Genomic DNA, 14,227 nt, shown 5'->3' with positions numbered 1-14,227 from the left:
TACAGACACTGCGAAACCCTGTAGGAGCAAGGCTTGCCCGCGATGGCGGCAGACAAAACACTGCAAGACTTAGTTACTCAACTCCCGCACCTCCGCATGCGGCACCATTTTCAGGAAGTCCGGCATGTTCATGTGCAGCAGGTTGGTGTGGTTGCCAGCCTCCAGATAGATGTCTTTCTGCCGCGTCAGCAGCGGGTCGATGACCACGTCCAGCCCGTAAGCCTCGCCCAGGGCCGGTATGGCGCCACGTTCGCAGTCATCGAACAGATGCGGCAGATTGCTTTCCCGTGACACCTGCCACTCGCCGCTGCTGCGGACTTTGCTCAGGTCCAGATGACGGCTGGCGGGCAGCACGGCCATCAGGTAATGCCCATGGTGATCATCCAGGATCACCGACTTGGCCACCCGTTCGGCGGGAATGCCCGCGACCCGCGCCGTTTCGAGGCTGCTGGCCGAGTGTGGGTGAGTGACGATGTCGTAGTTGCATTGAGCCTTTTCCAGGCTTCTCAGCACGGTTCTTGCCATACGCATGATGCACCTCGGTGTCCGCATTAATGACTGGCGGACGATGGTTAACACTTTTCCACGTACTGAAAGTCTAGGCCCGTCGCTGCAATCCGGCGGGAAATCCGCCCATCGGACAGGTCGACATTTGAGCAAAATTCATACAACCGATCAGTCAACTAAACTGAATACAGAACCACCAGCGACTCTCGCGGAGGGTCACGTGAACACACGTTGTTGTGCCATTGCATTTCTGTTGGCGTTGAGCAGCCAAACCTTCGCCGCCGACACTGGATTACTGGCTGCCAACCCGGCCGGAATCTGGCTGATCACCTTCGGCATTGCGTTTCTGATCGCCGAGGCAGCCTTGCCCAATTACGGCGTGATCGGCCTGGGCGGGATTGTGATGTTCGTGATCGGCGCGGTGATCCTGACCAACACCGAAATGCCCATCCCATTGATGATCGGCCTGGGACTGATCAGCGCACTGCTGCTGATTTTCCTGCTGATCCGCGCACTGAAAACCCGACCGCGGCAAAACGTCAGCGGCGATGCCGGACTGCTGGGCAGCGTGACGCCGGTTTTGTCGTTACAGGCCGGCGATGCCTGCCACGGTTGGGTGCATTTGCAGGGTGAGCGCTGGCAAGTGTCGAGCGCCAAGCCGTTGCAAATCGGGCAACGGGTCCGGGTGGTGGCACGCAAGGGATTATTGCTGGAAGTGGCCGCGACTGACGCGGTGGCGGCTGGAGAATAGCCATGGGATTGCAACTGGGTTTTGTCGCACTGCTACTGCTGTTGATCGCATTGGCAGGGGCGACCTTCCGCATCCTGCGCGAATACGAGCGCGGGGTGGTGTTCCAGCTCGGACGCTTCTGGCAGGTCAAAGGCCCAGGCCTGATCCTGTTGATTCCGGTGGTCCAGCAAATGGTTCGCGTCGACCTGCGCACCGTGGTCCTCGACGTACCGGCGCAAGACGTGATCACCCGCGACAACGTGTCGGTCAAGGTCAACGCCGTGCTGTACTTTCGCGTGCTCGACCCGCAGAAGGCGATCATCCAGGTCGAAGACTTTCTCATGGCCACCAGCCAATTGGCGCAAACCACCTTGCGTGCCGTGCTCGGTAAACACGAACTCGATGAACTGCTGGCGGAGCGCGAACGGCTGAACATCGACATCCAGCAAGTGCTCGACGCCCAGACCGACGCCTGGGGGATCAAAGTGGCCAACGTCGAAATCAAGCATGTCGACCTCAACGAATCGATGATCCGCGCCATCGCCAAACAGGCCGAGGCGGAACGGGAGCGGCGGGCCAAAGTGATCCACGCCGAAGGCGAACTGCAAGCCTCGGAAAAACTCATGCAGGCAGCCGAAATGCTCGGCCGCCAGCCCGGCGCCATGCAGCTGCGTTACATGCAGACGCTGAGTTCGATTGCCGGTGACAAGAGTTCGACCATCGTCTTTCCGTTGCCGATCGAACTGCTCAAGGGCATGGCGGATTTGTCGTCGAAACCTTGAACAACACTCAGCGTTGCGCCGCCAGCGGATACACCGACTGCCATCCGCCACCCAGCGCCTTGTACAAGCCGACGGCTGCCAGCGAAACGCCGGTGGAGCTTTCGACCCATTGTTCTTGAGTCGCCAGCAAGGCGCTTTGAACCGTGAGCACGTTGACGAAATCCACCACGCCTTCAACGTATTGCTGTTGCGCGGTTTGCAAGGCGATCTGGTTCTGGCGAACCGCTTCGGCGAGGCTGTCGCGACGCAGTTGACTGGCGTTGTAGGCGCTCAATTGATCGTCGATTTCATGCCAGGCTCGCAGCACGGTTTGCTGGTACGCGATGGCCGCTTCCTGTTGTTGTGCTTCACGCAGATTCAGCACGCCGCGCAATCGTCCACCGTCGAACAACGGCAAGCTGAATTGCGGACCGATGCCGAATGCACGCGAGCCCCACGAGCCGAAATCGCTCAGTTGCATGGCTTGCGAACCGACATTGCCCGAGAGTGTGATGCGCGGATAAAAATCACCCTTCGCCACGCCGATGCTCGCGGTCGCGGCATGCAGGCGGGCTTCGGCTTCGCGGATGTCCGGACGACGCTCGGCCAGTTGCGACGGCAGACCGATGGCGACCTGACGCGGCGTTTGCGGCACCGGTGCGTCGCTGGATAACTCTGCCGCCAGTGCGTGTGGCGGCTCGCCCATCAACAGGCTCAGGGCGTTGATCAATTGCGCCTGGCGTTGCTCCAGCGCCGGCAGTCGCGACTCGATAGCGGCGACTTGTGCGGCGGCTTCAGCGACATCCAGGTCGGTCGCAACGCCATCCGACAAACGCAGTTGCGACAACTTCAAACTGTGGCGAGCGACGTCGAGATTCTGCTCGGTGACGGCGCGGGTGTTTTGTACGCCGCGCAACTGAATGTAGTTTTGCGCAGTTTCGGCGAGCACCGACAACAGTACGCCGCGACGGTCGTTTTCCGCGACCTCCAGGGTGGCGTCGGCGGCTTCGGTTTCGCGGCGCACGCGGCCCCAGAAATCCAGCTCCCAGGATGCGGAAAAACCTGCATCCCAAAGGTTGAACGCGGAGTCGCCGTTGTTCCCTGACGGGTCCATCAGGCCTTCGCCGCTGTTGCGTTTGCGTGTGTAACTGCCACCGACGGCGCTGGTGGGGTAGCGGTCAGCTGTCACCACCTGGCGTACGGCGCGGCTCTGCTGCAAGCGGCTGCTGGCGAGCTTCAGGTCGAGGTTGTCGGTCAGTGCTCGCTGGCTCAGGGCGGAAAGCTTCGGGTCGTTGAATACTTCCCACCAACGCTCGTTCATCGTCTCGGTGATCGCCTGGCTGGCGGCGGCTTTTGACGGTTTCGACCACTCGGCGATTTGCTGTGCTTCGAGCTTCTGAAAATCCGGGCCGACGGTGCAGGCCGAAAGCCCCATGACGAGTACTGCGCAGAAAGTGAGTTGCGGAAAACGACCTCTTCGCGAGCAGGCCCGCTCCCACATTGAAATGCGGTCCCCTGTGGGAGCTAGCCTGCTAGCGATGGCGTCGGGACGATCAACGAAAATCTTCATCGCTGAACAACCTCATTCGCCCCAACACTGGCCGTATCAATCCGCGCCTCCACCGACATCCCCACCCGCAGCCGCTCAGCCAACGGCTGCCCCGGCTCCAGCATGATTTTCACCGGAATCCGCTGCACAACCTTGGTGAAGTTACCGGTCGCGTTGTCCGGTTTGACCGACGCGAACGTCACGCCCGTGGCCGGTGCGATGCTCTCGACACGCCCATTCAGCAGCGCGCCACCAAAGGTGTCGACCCGCACCTGCACGTCTTGCCCCGGTTGCACATTCGTCAACTGGGTTTCCTGAAAGTTGGCCACCACATACGCCTGCGCCAGCGGCACTACGGCGAGCAGTTTGCTGCCCGGCGTAACATAGGCGCCGACCCGCACGGCACGCTCACCGACCATGCCGTCCTGCGGCGCAACGATGCGTGTGTATGACAGCTCGTAGCTGGCAATTTCCAGCTTCGCTTGCGCGCGTTTCAAGCCGCCTTCCGCCGCGTCACGCTGCGCCGTCAGGATATCCACCTGCTTGCGTTCCGCCGCCAGCACCGCCGTGGCGTTGGTCAATTGCGCACCGGCCTGATCGATGCGCGTACGCGCCTGCTGCGCATTCTGCACCGTGCCCGCACCGACTCCGGCGAGGTGGGTGTAGCGGTTCAATTCATGTTCGGCGAAAGCCGTTTCAGCCTTGGCCGATACCACTTTCGCCTGCGCCTGAGCGATCAGCGATGCCTGACGATCGAGAGTGGCCCGAGCGTTTTGCAGTTGTGCCTGCGCAACCAACGATTCGGCAGCGGCGGCTTCGGCGGCAGCGCGCAGATCGCGGTCATCGATCAAGGCCAGCAACTGCCCCGCCTTGACCTGCTGATTGTCTTCCACCAACACCTGTTTGATGAACCCGGCAACCCGCGGCACTACCAGGGTGTAGTCCGCAGAGACGTACGCGTCATTGGTGCTCTGTTGCGTGCGCTGGCCAAACAGATTGGGCGCCAGCAGATAAAACAGCACGCCCAGCGTGATCACGACGGCAGCGCCCACGGCCACTTTTTGCTTTGATTGAGTCGTCATAAAAACCTTCAGTTTCAGTGGAGCATTCAGGTCGGTGCGCGTGGCGGATAGATCCGCGTCGGCAGCCAGAAAATCAGCAGGATCAGCGCCACCGCGATGCCAGCCATGCACAGGTAAAGATCGGAGGCCGCCAACACTACGGCCTGCTCATGCAGCCGATGGGCGAGGCCCGGAGTGTCGCTATCGACCAGAGGGGAATTACCGAGGCGATCCACCAGCATCGTCGAGTGAAAGTGCAGGCGCTGGGTGGTCAAGGTTTCCAGCACGCCCGTGGCGATCACCGCCGCCAGGCCTTTCACGGTGTTGAACCATGACGAGGCGAACGGTCCGTCCATCGGGTTGATGCTGCCGGTCGAGAGCATCAACAGCGGCAGTACCGCCATTGGCTGACCAAAAATCTGCAGCAACTGCAGCACATAGAAGTCGTCGCGAATCCATGCCGATGTCAGCAGTGAACCGCCTATGCAGGACAGCACCAGCATGCTCAGACCGAGCCCCAACACCCAGCGACAATCGACCCAGCGCAGGTTGCAGAGCGCCGCCACCAACGGCAGCGCAATCAACTGTGGCAACGCCGCCAGCAGCGTGATCGGTGCGGTCTGCACCGGGCGATAACCCTGGACCTGCGCCAGATAGCTCGACGGAATAATCACCACCGCCGACAACACCACCAGCACTCCGGCCAAGGTGATCAACGCGAACGACAGGTTGCGGATGCCGAGCATCTGCATCTTGAAAAACGGGACCGGCTGCGACCACTCGTTGATCAGGAACAGCACCAGCAACAGCGCCCCGCCGACCAGCAATCCGCAGATCAGGCTCGACTCGAACCAGTCCAGACGATTGCCCTGCAGAATGCCGATCACCAGCATGCAAATCGCTGGAAAACCCAGCAGCAAACCGCGCCAGTTGAACTGTTTGAAACGCTCCAGTCGCAGCGGGTCCTTAGGAATGCCGTAACCCACTGCGACCATGGCAATCAGGCACGGCACGACGATTTGCCAGAAGGTCCACTGCCAGCCGACATATTCGGTCCAGAGCCCGGCCAGCGGCGTGCCCAGCCCCGGGCCAAAAGTGGCCGTCAGGGTATAACCGGCCAAGCCGTACAGTTTTACGTTGGCCGGCAGAAAACGCAGGGCGGCGGTCATCAGCATCGGTGGCAGTGCGCCGCCGGCGAGGCCTTGCAGCGTGCGCAGCACCAGCAAACTTTCGTAGTTCGGCGCCAACGGGCACAACACCCCCAGCAGGGTGAAGGCACCGATGGCGCAGAGGGTGAAACGCCGCAACGAAAACGTCACCGAGCACCACGGGGCAAACGCCATGGCAGCCACCGAGGTCGCGGCGTAACTGGCGACCAGCCAGGTGCCTTCGTCATAGCCGATGCCCAACGCACCACGGATATCAGCCAGGGCAATCTTGGTCACCGCCTCGTTCAGGCCCGAAACCAGCACCGCCAGCAACACGCCCACCAGGCCGATGATGATCCGCGGACCAAACACCATGGGCGCGGCGGCCGGCATAGGGGCAGCCAAAGGCACCGAGGCCGTCAGGGAGGTCATCGGTTTCTCAACTCCGAAAATAGAAGGTCGCAGTCTACGAATGCCCATCGCTGACGAAAACTGACTTATCAGCACTTTATAAGTGCGTGGGACGCAGCATTCGAACGACGGCAATCAAGCGAGGACGAACACTCGCCTCGCACAGGAAATGACGTAAAAAACTAACACCGCCGCGGCAGCTCAACCACCATCCATAGGTGTTAATGGCCCCTTGCGGGCATCATGGCTGAGCGGCGAGCCAGGTCTCGTCGCAACAGGCTTTCAGCGTTTCACGCAGCCAGCGGTGGGCGGGGTCATTATCGAATCGCGGGTGCCAGGCCTGGTTGAGCACGATGGTCGGCAACGGGATCGGCAGGGTGAACGAACGCAGCTTCAGCCCCAGTCGACGCACGCTCAATAGCGTCTCCCTGGGCACCGGCAGAATCAGGTCGGAATCGGGCAAGGCAAACATTGCCGCATGGAAACTCGGCGCGATCACCGCCACCCGCCGCTCCAGCCCCAACGCATTGAGTGCCGTATCGATTGGCCCCCGAGCAATGCCGCGACGGGACATGCTGATGTGCGAATACCCGGCAAAGCGCTCGGCGGTGATCTCCTGATCGAGCAGCGGGTGATCTTCACGCACCAGCCCGACAAACTGGGTGGAAAACAGGTTCTGCACCTTCACTTCCGGCATCAGCGGTCGGTTGTTGCTGACGCTGATATCGATACGCCCCTCGCGCAACGCCTCGTCATCGCCATCGCCTTCCGGCGCAAAACGCAATTCGCAATGCGGGGCCTGACGCTCCATGGTGTCGAACAGCTTGCCGCCGTAGATGCCGATAAAAAAATCGTTGGCGCGGATACTGAACCGCCGACGCAAACTGCCCAGATCCACTACTCGCGCGGAATGAAACAACTGCGCGGCCTGCTCCACCACATCGCGCACCTGCTCACGCAACTCCAGCGCCTTGGGCGTGGGCACCAGACCTCGACCGGCGCGCACCAGGATCGGATCACCAATCGCCTCGCGAACCCGCGTCAACGTCCGGCTCATCGCCGCCGGGCTCAGGTTCATCCGCCGCGCCGCGCCCACCACACTGCCCTCGTCGAGTAACGCGTCGAGGGCGACCAACAGGTTCATGTCTGGCAATTGCATGGCGAGCACTCGTGGATGATCGGAGTTGATTCAGACGCAATGCTATCAAACATTCTCGGAATGGGATGCCAGCAGCACCGGCCCCATCGCGAGCAGGCTCGCTCCTACAGGGGATCTGGGCCGGTCGCAGATTTTGTGAACGCCAAGGAACCCATGTAGGAGCGAGCCTGCTCGCGATGGCGGCCGAACTAACACCACATCCATCTGCGCAGACCCAAATGCGCGACCTTGGCAACTATCAGTTCTGATAGTTCTCAAGCCCGACTCAAGCGAGTAAAACTCAAGACCTGCTCCACTGCCTGGAGGGTGCCGGTATGAGTCAAGCCAAACCTGTTGATCAAGACAACCGCAGCGGGCGTAGCGTAGTGCTGCTGGCGGTTGACCGCAGCCAATCCATCATCGGCGAAATCGTCAAAGGCCAGACCAACACCATCGGTTACTCAGCTTATGGCGAGCAATCCGCACAGCAAAAGGTCGAAACACGACTGGGGTTTAACGGCCAGTTACGTGAAATAAACATCCGTTGGTACTTGTTAGGCAACGGCTACCGCGCTTACAACCCACGATTGATGCGTTTTCATAGCCCGGACAGTTGGAGCCCGTTTGGTGGAGGTGGGTTGAATGCGTATATGTATTGCGTGGGGGATCCGATCAATCGATTTGATCCAACAGGACATTATTGGGATTGGTTGACAGTGAAGAAACTCATCCAAAACTTGATTCCCGGTAATTCACACTTCACCGCACCCAAACCGCAGCCGAGAGCACAGCACAGAACTGTCAATCTTAATAATCGGAGCGGATCATCGGATGATTCCTCTACTGCTTTACACGCTGGCAGTTCATCAACCAGTACACCGCCGTCTATCTCACCCTCAAAGCCATCATTCAGCACTAGCCCCCCCGATCGCCACAATACAGGCATAGGTAGAAGATATGATATTTCTCCGCTGGGGAAAGAACATCTTCAACGCGAAGCCCGCGATAGAAATCCACCACCATTCGACCCATTACCAGAGCACCTGTCGTCGCTCCCTGAGCCGTCTTCGCGAAGGTCCTCATTCTCGTCTTTGTCTTCATCTTCGTCCTCTGACTCGTCTTATAGCAGGCGGTCCAGGCAATCAGGTGATCCAAGTGACTGGTCCTTATCCGGATCGGATCCCTCACTGGGTTCCAGTCAGTTACAAGAGTATGGAGCGCTTGTTCGTAAGAGTGACGGAGCGGTTGTACCTGGATGGACTTCGCGGCGATGAAAGTCTCGACCGTTAAGGGTTTTTGTCGAGTCAACGACGCCTCGCTCTTCAGCGCTGTATCCCCACCACCGAGAAGGGTATGAATCAAGCCGAGCCTGATGATCAAATCAACCGCAGCGGGCCACGAGTAGTGTTGCTGGCGACTGACCGCAGCCAAACCATCATTGGCGAAATCGTCGATGGCCACACTAACACCATCGGTTACTTAGCGTATGGCGTGCAATCCGCGCAGCAGAAAGTCGAGACACGGCTGGGGTTCAATGGCCAGTTACGCGAAGCAAGCATTGGTTGGTATTTGCTTGGCAACGGTTACCGCGCCTACAACCCGCGATTGATGCGTTTTCATAGTCCGGACAGTTGGAGTCCGTTTGGGCGGGGTGGATTGAATGCATATATGTATTGCGTGGGGGATCCGGTAAATCGATCTGATCCGACGGGGCATATGGGATTCTGGAAGTCTGTCGGCAACAAAATCGCTGGACAGTTTCAACTCCCCAACCATAGGAGTGGCTTCCAAAAATTGATGTTCATGTAGCTGCTGACGCGATGCGTGCCTTACAAAAAAATCGGGATTATGGGTCAAACAATGATTTGTCGGCGCTTGCGGGCGCTGCGGCTTACATCGCCAAGGATAAACCCAAGATCTATTGGGGAAACGATGGTGGTGAACTTCACGGTTCTAGTTTTTCTTCACACCCCGAGCATCGTTCGTATACGGCAGTACCTTGGATAGTGAGCGGTAGTTCTCGCGGAGCAAATACATCTCAGGTGAGTTACCAGGGGAGTAGTTTGACCGGCAGATCGACCAAGTCTGGATCGTCACCGGCTATGCAACTCTGGAACAGTGACACTAAAGCCGCAGCATTTAACTCTCAAAGCTCTACGATTGCTTACCCTGTCGGAGTAGGAAGCCCGTCTCCAAGCGGTGCTGTACAGCATGGCAGCACCGCTTCGTCTTCGGTACGACCCTCAACTTCTGCCGCAGTTGGGAGTTCTACACATAGCTCGATCAATAGGCCTACGGCTACGGTAGCTGCAATTCGTAGGGATCCACCGGCCACTCAACGAAGCCCAAGTCCCAGCCCACCAACCTCTAGAGACTCGACGCCTCCAAGTTCCCCAAGAGGCAACCGACATTATGGTATCCACGGAGACCGCTACATTTAAAGCACGCCTTAATTCCGAACAATGGGATGAGTTCTAGACCGGTTATACGCGGGTCTGCTGTTAGAGCTACTCCTACCGCACCATCCCCCACCGCCTCACCGTCACCCGCTCCAACGAGTCAAACACCAGATTCTCCACCAGCAACCCAATCAGAATCACCACCGCCAACCCGGCAAAAACCTTGTCGGTATACAGCTCATTACGATTCTGAAAGATGTACCACCCCAACCCGCCCTTCCCGCTGGTTGCACCAAACACCAACTCAGCCGCAATCAACGTCCGCCAGGCAAACGCCCAGCCGATTTTCAGCCCGGCGAGGATCGACGGCAGCGCTGCCGGGATCAGGATGAACAGTACGAAACGCATGCCCTTGAGGCCGTAGTTGCGCCCGGCCATGCGCAGGGTTTCCGAAACGCCGAGGAACCCGGCGTAGGTGTTCAGCGCCAGCGCCCAGAGCACCGAATGCACCAGCACGAAAATCAGGCTGTTCTGCCCCAACCCGAACCACAGAAGCGCCAACGGCAGCAGCGCAATCGCCGGCAACGGGTTGAACATCGAGGTCAGGGTACTGAGCAGATCGCGACCGAATTGCGTCGACACCGCCAGCGTCGTCAGGGCAAACGCCAGGACGATGCCGATCAGGTAACCCTTGAGCAGCACCACCAGTGAAATCCATACCTTGCCGAGCAATTCGCCGCTGAGCAGACCGTCGTACAGCGCATGAGCGGTTTGCACGAAACTCGGCAGCAGCAGGTCGTTATTCGTATAACGCGAAGCGGCTTCCCACAGTACGGCGAGCAAAATCAGGATCATGCTTTTGCGCAGCCAGTCCTGTTGCCACAGACGCTGGCCGAGGGGTAATTCACGCTCCAGCGGCACGCTGGTCAGTGGCTGCAAAACCGTTTCGAACTCTTCACGCGGGGATGATAAATGGCTCATCGGGCCCTCCTCTCAACTGGCTCAATAAGCGATGCGGATGTCGGCAAAATCCAGTTCGCGCTCGGTTTCCGGCGACTGACCCTCATCGAACAACAACCGATGGATACGCCTCGCCGACTCCTGAAACGCCACGCCACCAAGGCTGTGCAAATCGTATTGATGGCTGTGCACTTCCGCCCGCACCCGACCCGGATGCGGCGACAGCAACAGGATGCGATTGCCCACCACCAACGCCTCTTCGATGGAGTGCGTGACGAACAACAGCGTGAAACGCACTTCCTCCCACAGCAGCAGCAACTCTTCCTGCATCTTGCGTCGGGTCAGCGCATCGAGGGCGGCGAACGGTTCGTCCATCAAAAGGATTTTCGGCTGCATCGCCAACGCCCGCGCAATCGCAACCCGCGCCTTCATGCCGCCCGACAACGTGTGCGGATAAGCATCGGCAAACGCCGCCAGACCGACCTTTTCCAGATAGTGCAGCGCCCGCTCTTCAGCCTCTTTGCGCTTGAGGGTTTTCGAGGCCAGCAGCGGAAACATCACGTTCTGTTTGACGGTTTTCCACGGCGGCAGCTGGTCGAACTCCTGGAACACCACGATCCGGTCCGGCCCCGGCGCATCAACACGCTGACCTTGCAGACGGATCTCGCCTTCCACTGGCTGGATGAACCCGGCGGCGGCTTTGAGCAACGTCGACTTGCCGCAACCGGACGGCCCGAGCAGGACAAAGCGGTCCGCCGGATCGATCTCGAAACTGACTTGATGGGTCGCCCGCACTACACGCTGCGGCGTGCGGTATTCGAGGCTGACGTTATCGACCGACAGCAGCGCCTGGGCTGCCGCGATCGGTTTGCTGACCGTGTGGCCTTGCAAAGGGGCGTTCATTTCGGTCAGCTCCCTTGCAGCGGTTTGGCGTCCTGGAAGAAGTAATCCTTCCACGAATCCGGTTTGTTTTTGATCGCGCCAACGCGGTAGAGGAACTCGGCCAGCGGGTACGTGTTTTTCGGCGTGACGCTGAATTCGAACTGCGGGTTGTCGATGATTTTCAGCAGCGCGGCGCGGTCGATTTTGGCTTTGGTGACGCGGATGTAAGTGTCGGCTGCCGCGCCTTTATCGTTCTGGGCAAACGTGGCTGCTTCGGTTAGCGCGTCGATGAAAGCATTGTAGGTTTTCGGGTTTTCGTTGCGGAATTTCTCGGTGGCGAACAGCACGGTCGGCGAGTTCGGGCCGAGCAGGTCATAGGTGTTGAGCACCACGTGCACATTCGGATTGGTCAGCGCTTGATCCTGGAAGGGCGGATTGGAGAAATGCCCGGTCAACTCAGTGCCACCAGCTACCAGCGCGGCGGTCGCATCAGGGTGTGGAACGGCGATGGTGTACTTGTCGAGGCGATTGAATTCCTTGTCACCCCACTGTTTGGCGGCGGCGTATTGCAGGAAGCGCGACTGCACCGAAACACCTACGGCCGGCACGGCGATGCGGTCCTTTTCGGTGAAGTCGGCGATGGTTTTGACCGTCGGATTATTACTCACCAGGTAGTACGGAAAGTTGCCCAGGGACGCCACGGCTTTGACGTTCTGCTTGCCGTGGGTGCGATCCCAGATGGTCAGCAACGGACCGACGCCGGCACCGGCAATGTCGATCGAGCCGGAAAGCAACGCATCATTGACCGCCGCGCCGCCCGAAAGCTGCGTCCAGTCGACCTTGATGTCGATGCCTTCCTGCTTGCCGTACTTCTCGATCAGGTTCTGATCGCGCACCACGTTGAGCAGCAGGTAAACGATGCCGAACTGTTCGGCGATGCGGATTTCACCTTCGGCATGGGCCACGGTCGGCGCCACCAGGCTGCCGGCGATCAGGCTGAAACCCAGGCCGATGGCGGCGGCCAGCGGTGCAAAGGGAAGACGTTTGGACATGGTCAAATCTCCGGCAAATCAGAAAGGCGCGTCGCCCTGGATGGTGGTGCGATACAGCTTGCGGCGTAGATAGCTGGGGCATCCGGCAGCAAGGTGGATCAGCGAACGGTTGTCCCAGAACACCAGGTCGTGGGCCTGCCATTGATGGCGGTAGATGTTTTGCGGCTGCACGCTGTGGGCGTAGAGCTCGGACAGCAGTTGCTGGCTCTCGTCCTCCGGCAGGCCAACGATGCGGGTGGTGAAACCTTCGCTGACGAACAACGCCTTGCGGCCGTTTTCGGGGTGGGTGCGTACGACCGGGTGCACCACTTCGGCGACTTGGGCGAGCTGTTCCGGTGTCAGGGTCGGGCGCCAGTTGCCTTCGAATTTGGTCTCGCTGTAACGCGCCGTGTAGGAGTGCGCGGCCGAACGACCTTCCACCGCTTTGCGCAATGCCTCGGGCAAGCTGTCCCAAGCTTTGTGCATGTCGGCGAACAGCGTGTCGCCGCCCTCGGACGGCAGTTCCTGAGCGTGCAGCATCGAGCCCAGGCTCGGCAGTTCTTTGTAGGAGAGATCGGAGTGCCAGAACTTGCCGGCATCACCCAGGCCAATGTTCTGGCCGTTCTCGACGATGTTGGAAACGATTAGGATTTCCGGGTGGTTCGCCAGCAAAAACTGCTTGAGCACATGGATCTGCAACACGCCAAATCGGCGGCTGAAATCGATCTGTTGCTCAGGGGTTATGCGCTGGTCGCGGAACACCACCACGTGATGATCCAGGTGCGCGCGGTGAATGCGGGCGAAGTCCTGATCATTGATCGGGCGGGACAAATCGAGGCCGATGATTTCGGCGCCCACCGCACCGCTGAACGGGCGGATTTCAAAGAGTTGTGGCGCGATGGCTGGCGATGCGGATACGGCTGACATAAATCACTCCCACGCACGGCACGCTCAAGGGCGCGCGCGTCGATCAGAAACTCACGGAGGTCCCGTGTTGGTTCGTGTCGTGCGGCGCGCCGATTGGTCGGCAGGTACGCAGGAGAGTGACTTTATAGATATAAGCAGACTATTTTAAATACCGTTAGCGAATAACCATATGGCTGATTTCGCCTATGCTGCTGACAGCATGACGCGGTTCTTCTCAGAGGGATGTTCCATGTTCTACGTGCAACGCAATACAGAAGGACAACTGATGCGCGTGGAAGCCGAAGCCTACGCCGAATCCACGGAAACGCTGCCGGCCGACCACCCTGACCTCCAGGCCTGGTTCGCCAATGAAGTCATGGCCACGAGCCTCAAACAGCTCAAGCAAATCAAACAGCTCAAGCAACTGCAGAACAGCGACCTGGAGATGATCCGGGTACTCGACGACTTGATCGAGGTGCTGATCAGCAAAGGCGTGATTCTCGTCACCGACCTGCCGGCGCCGGCACAGGCCAAACTCATGGACCGAAGCCAGGCGCGGGAGGCGTTAGGCGGGTTGAGTCATTTGGTGGGCGATGATGAGGATGGGTTGATCTGAGCGTTTTCTTCATCGCCTGCACTGACGCCATCGCGGGCAAGCCCGCTCCCACAGTGATTGCCGGTGGGTGTCGGATTTGTGCCCCACCCCAAAACCCGTGGGAGCGGGCCTGCCCTCGATGACATCCC

The 14,227-nt window shown here is 59.4% G+C and carries 14 protein-coding genes; 5 read left to right on the top strand and 9 right to left on the bottom strand.

Annotated features, from left to right (window positions below):
• Positions 1-69 precede the first annotated feature (69 nt).
• Positions 70-531: an aminoacyl-tRNA deacylase gene (locus ACW9JC_RS23180; RefSeq protein ID WP_457457865.1), complete on the bottom strand. Its 462-nt coding sequence runs from the start codon at positions 529-531 to the stop codon at positions 70-72.
• Between the two features lie 196 nt (positions 532-727).
• Here ACW9JC_RS23180 and ACW9JC_RS23175 point away from each other — a divergent pair, with 196 nt between their 5' ends.
• Both ACW9JC_RS23175 and ACW9JC_RS23170 read left to right on the top strand, forming a co-directional pair.
• Positions 728-1,258 carry an NfeD family protein gene (locus tag ACW9JC_RS23175; RefSeq protein ID WP_457457864.1) on the top strand — a complete coding sequence of 177 codons (531 nt, stop codon included), beginning with the start codon at positions 728-730 and terminating at the stop codon, positions 1,256-1,258.
• Positions 1,259-1,260: 2 nt separating this feature from the next.
• Positions 1,261-2,019: a slipin family protein gene (locus ACW9JC_RS23170; RefSeq protein ID WP_218440998.1), complete on the top strand. Its 759-nt coding sequence runs from the start codon at positions 1,261-1,263 to the stop codon at positions 2,017-2,019.
• 7 nt (positions 2,020-2,026) lie between these two features.
• On the opposite strand, the gene ACW9JC_RS23165 is transcribed toward ACW9JC_RS23170, so the two are convergent.
• The 4 genes from ACW9JC_RS23165 to ACW9JC_RS23150 all read right to left on the bottom strand — a co-directional run bounded on the left by ACW9JC_RS23165 (position 2,027) and on the right by ACW9JC_RS23150 (position 7,326).
• Positions 2,027-3,568, bottom strand: coding sequence for an efflux transporter outer membrane subunit (locus tag ACW9JC_RS23165; protein WP_457457861.1), 1,542 nt, complete (start codon positions 3,566-3,568; stop codon positions 2,027-2,029).
• Positions 3,565-4,629, bottom strand: coding sequence for an HlyD family secretion protein (locus tag ACW9JC_RS23160; protein ID WP_457457859.1), 1,065 nt, complete (start codon positions 4,627-4,629; stop codon positions 3,565-3,567). The genes ACW9JC_RS23165 and ACW9JC_RS23160 overlap by 4 nt, the downstream gene beginning before the upstream one ends.
• A gap of 26 nt (positions 4,630-4,655) precedes the next feature.
• Complete coding sequence (locus tag ACW9JC_RS23155) at positions 4,656-6,188, bottom strand: MFS transporter (RefSeq protein ID WP_457457857.1); 1,533 nt, start codon at positions 6,186-6,188, stop codon at positions 4,656-4,658.
• Between the two features lie 220 nt (positions 6,189-6,408).
• Positions 6,409-7,326, bottom strand: coding sequence for a LysR family transcriptional regulator (locus ACW9JC_RS23150; RefSeq protein ID WP_457457855.1), 918 nt, complete (start codon positions 7,324-7,326; stop codon positions 6,409-6,411).
• 314 nt (positions 7,327-7,640) lie between these two features.
• Here ACW9JC_RS23150 and ACW9JC_RS23145 point away from each other — a divergent pair, with 314 nt between their 5' ends.
• Together ACW9JC_RS23145 and ACW9JC_RS23140 are read left to right on the top strand one after the other, a co-directional pair.
• Positions 7,641-8,579, top strand: coding sequence for an RHS repeat-associated core domain-containing protein (locus ACW9JC_RS23145; RefSeq protein WP_338584097.1), 939 nt, complete (start codon positions 7,641-7,643; stop codon positions 8,577-8,579).
• Positions 8,580-8,658: 79 nt separating this feature from the next.
• Positions 8,659-9,114, top strand: coding sequence for an RHS repeat-associated core domain-containing protein (locus ACW9JC_RS23140; RefSeq protein ID WP_457457853.1), 456 nt, complete (start codon positions 8,659-8,661; stop codon positions 9,112-9,114).
• A 704-nt stretch (positions 9,115-9,818) separates the two neighbouring features.
• On the opposite strand, the gene ACW9JC_RS23135 is transcribed toward ACW9JC_RS23140, so the two are convergent.
• The 4 genes from ACW9JC_RS23135 to ACW9JC_RS23120 are packed head-to-tail and all read right to left on the bottom strand — an operon-like array spanning position 9,819 to position 13,504.
• Entirely contained in the window at positions 9,819-10,685 is an 867-nt protein-coding gene (locus ACW9JC_RS23135; protein WP_457457851.1) for an ABC transporter permease, read from the bottom strand.
• Positions 10,686-10,706: 21 nt separating this feature from the next.
• Positions 10,707-11,567 (bottom strand): ABC transporter ATP-binding protein, encoded by an 861-nt coding sequence (locus ACW9JC_RS23130; protein WP_338584093.1) that lies wholly within the window; start codon positions 11,565-11,567, stop codon positions 10,707-10,709.
• Between the two features lie 5 nt (positions 11,568-11,572).
• Positions 11,573-12,598: an ABC transporter substrate-binding protein gene (locus ACW9JC_RS23125; RefSeq protein ID WP_457457849.1), complete on the bottom strand. Its 1,026-nt coding sequence runs from the start codon at positions 12,596-12,598 to the stop codon at positions 11,573-11,575.
• An 18-nt stretch (positions 12,599-12,616) separates the two neighbouring features.
• On the bottom strand, positions 12,617-13,504 hold the full coding sequence (locus tag ACW9JC_RS23120; protein ID WP_338584090.1) for a TauD/TfdA dioxygenase family protein: 888 nt from the start codon (positions 13,502-13,504) through the stop codon (positions 12,617-12,619).
• A 229-nt stretch (positions 13,505-13,733) separates the two neighbouring features.
• Here ACW9JC_RS23120 and ACW9JC_RS23115 point away from each other — a divergent pair, with 229 nt between their 5' ends.
• Entirely contained in the window at positions 13,734-14,099 is a 366-nt protein-coding gene (locus ACW9JC_RS23115; protein WP_457457847.1) for a tryptophan synthase subunit beta, read from the top strand.
• Positions 14,100-14,227: the final 128 nt, after the last annotated feature.

The organism is Pseudomonas sp. SDO5591_S426 (assembly GCF_054070755.1).
Note: the sequence above shows the minus strand (reverse complement) of the source record. Positions and strands in the feature narration are given on the sequence as shown.

Bases quoted from the DNA above. Each gene is read 5' to 3' on its own strand.
- ACW9JC_RS23180 (WP_457457865.1), bottom strand. From the start codon at position 531: ATGCGTATGGCAAGAACCGTGCTGAGAAGCCTGGAAAAGGCTCAATGC.
- ACW9JC_RS23170 (WP_218440998.1), top strand. From the start codon at position 1,261: ATGGGATTGCAACTGGGTTTTGTCGCACTGCTACTGCTGTTGATCGCA.
- ACW9JC_RS23165 (WP_457457861.1), bottom strand. From the start codon at position 3,568: ATGAAGATTTTCGTTGATCGTCCCGACGCCATCGCTAGCAGGCTAGCT.
- ACW9JC_RS23160 (WP_457457859.1), bottom strand. From the start codon at position 4,629: ATGACGACTCAATCAAAGCAAAAAGTGGCCGTGGGCGCTGCCGTCGTG.
- ACW9JC_RS23155 (WP_457457857.1), bottom strand. From the start codon at position 6,188: ATGACCTCCCTGACGGCCTCGGTGCCTTTGGCTGCCCCTATGCCGGCC.
- ACW9JC_RS23150 (WP_457457855.1), bottom strand. From the start codon at position 7,326: ATGCAATTGCCAGACATGAACCTGTTGGTCGCCCTCGACGCGTTACTC.
- ACW9JC_RS23145 (WP_338584097.1), top strand. From the start codon at position 7,641: ATGAGTCAAGCCAAACCTGTTGATCAAGACAACCGCAGCGGGCGTAGC.
- ACW9JC_RS23140 (WP_457457853.1), top strand. From the start codon at position 8,659: ATGAATCAAGCCGAGCCTGATGATCAAATCAACCGCAGCGGGCCACGA.
- ACW9JC_RS23135 (WP_457457851.1), bottom strand. From the start codon at position 10,685: ATGAGCCATTTATCATCCCCGCGTGAAGAGTTCGAAACGGTTTTGCAG.
- ACW9JC_RS23130 (WP_338584093.1), bottom strand. From the start codon at position 11,567: ATGAACGCCCCTTTGCAAGGCCACACGGTCAGCAAACCGATCGCGGCA.
- ACW9JC_RS23125 (WP_457457849.1), bottom strand. From the start codon at position 12,598: ATGTCCAAACGTCTTCCCTTTGCACCGCTGGCCGCCGCCATCGGCCTG.
- ACW9JC_RS23120 (WP_338584090.1), bottom strand. From the start codon at position 13,504: ATGTCAGCCGTATCCGCATCGCCAGCCATCGCGCCACAACTCTTTGAA.
- ACW9JC_RS23115 (WP_457457847.1), top strand. From the start codon at position 13,734: ATGTTCTACGTGCAACGCAATACAGAAGGACAACTGATGCGCGTGGAA.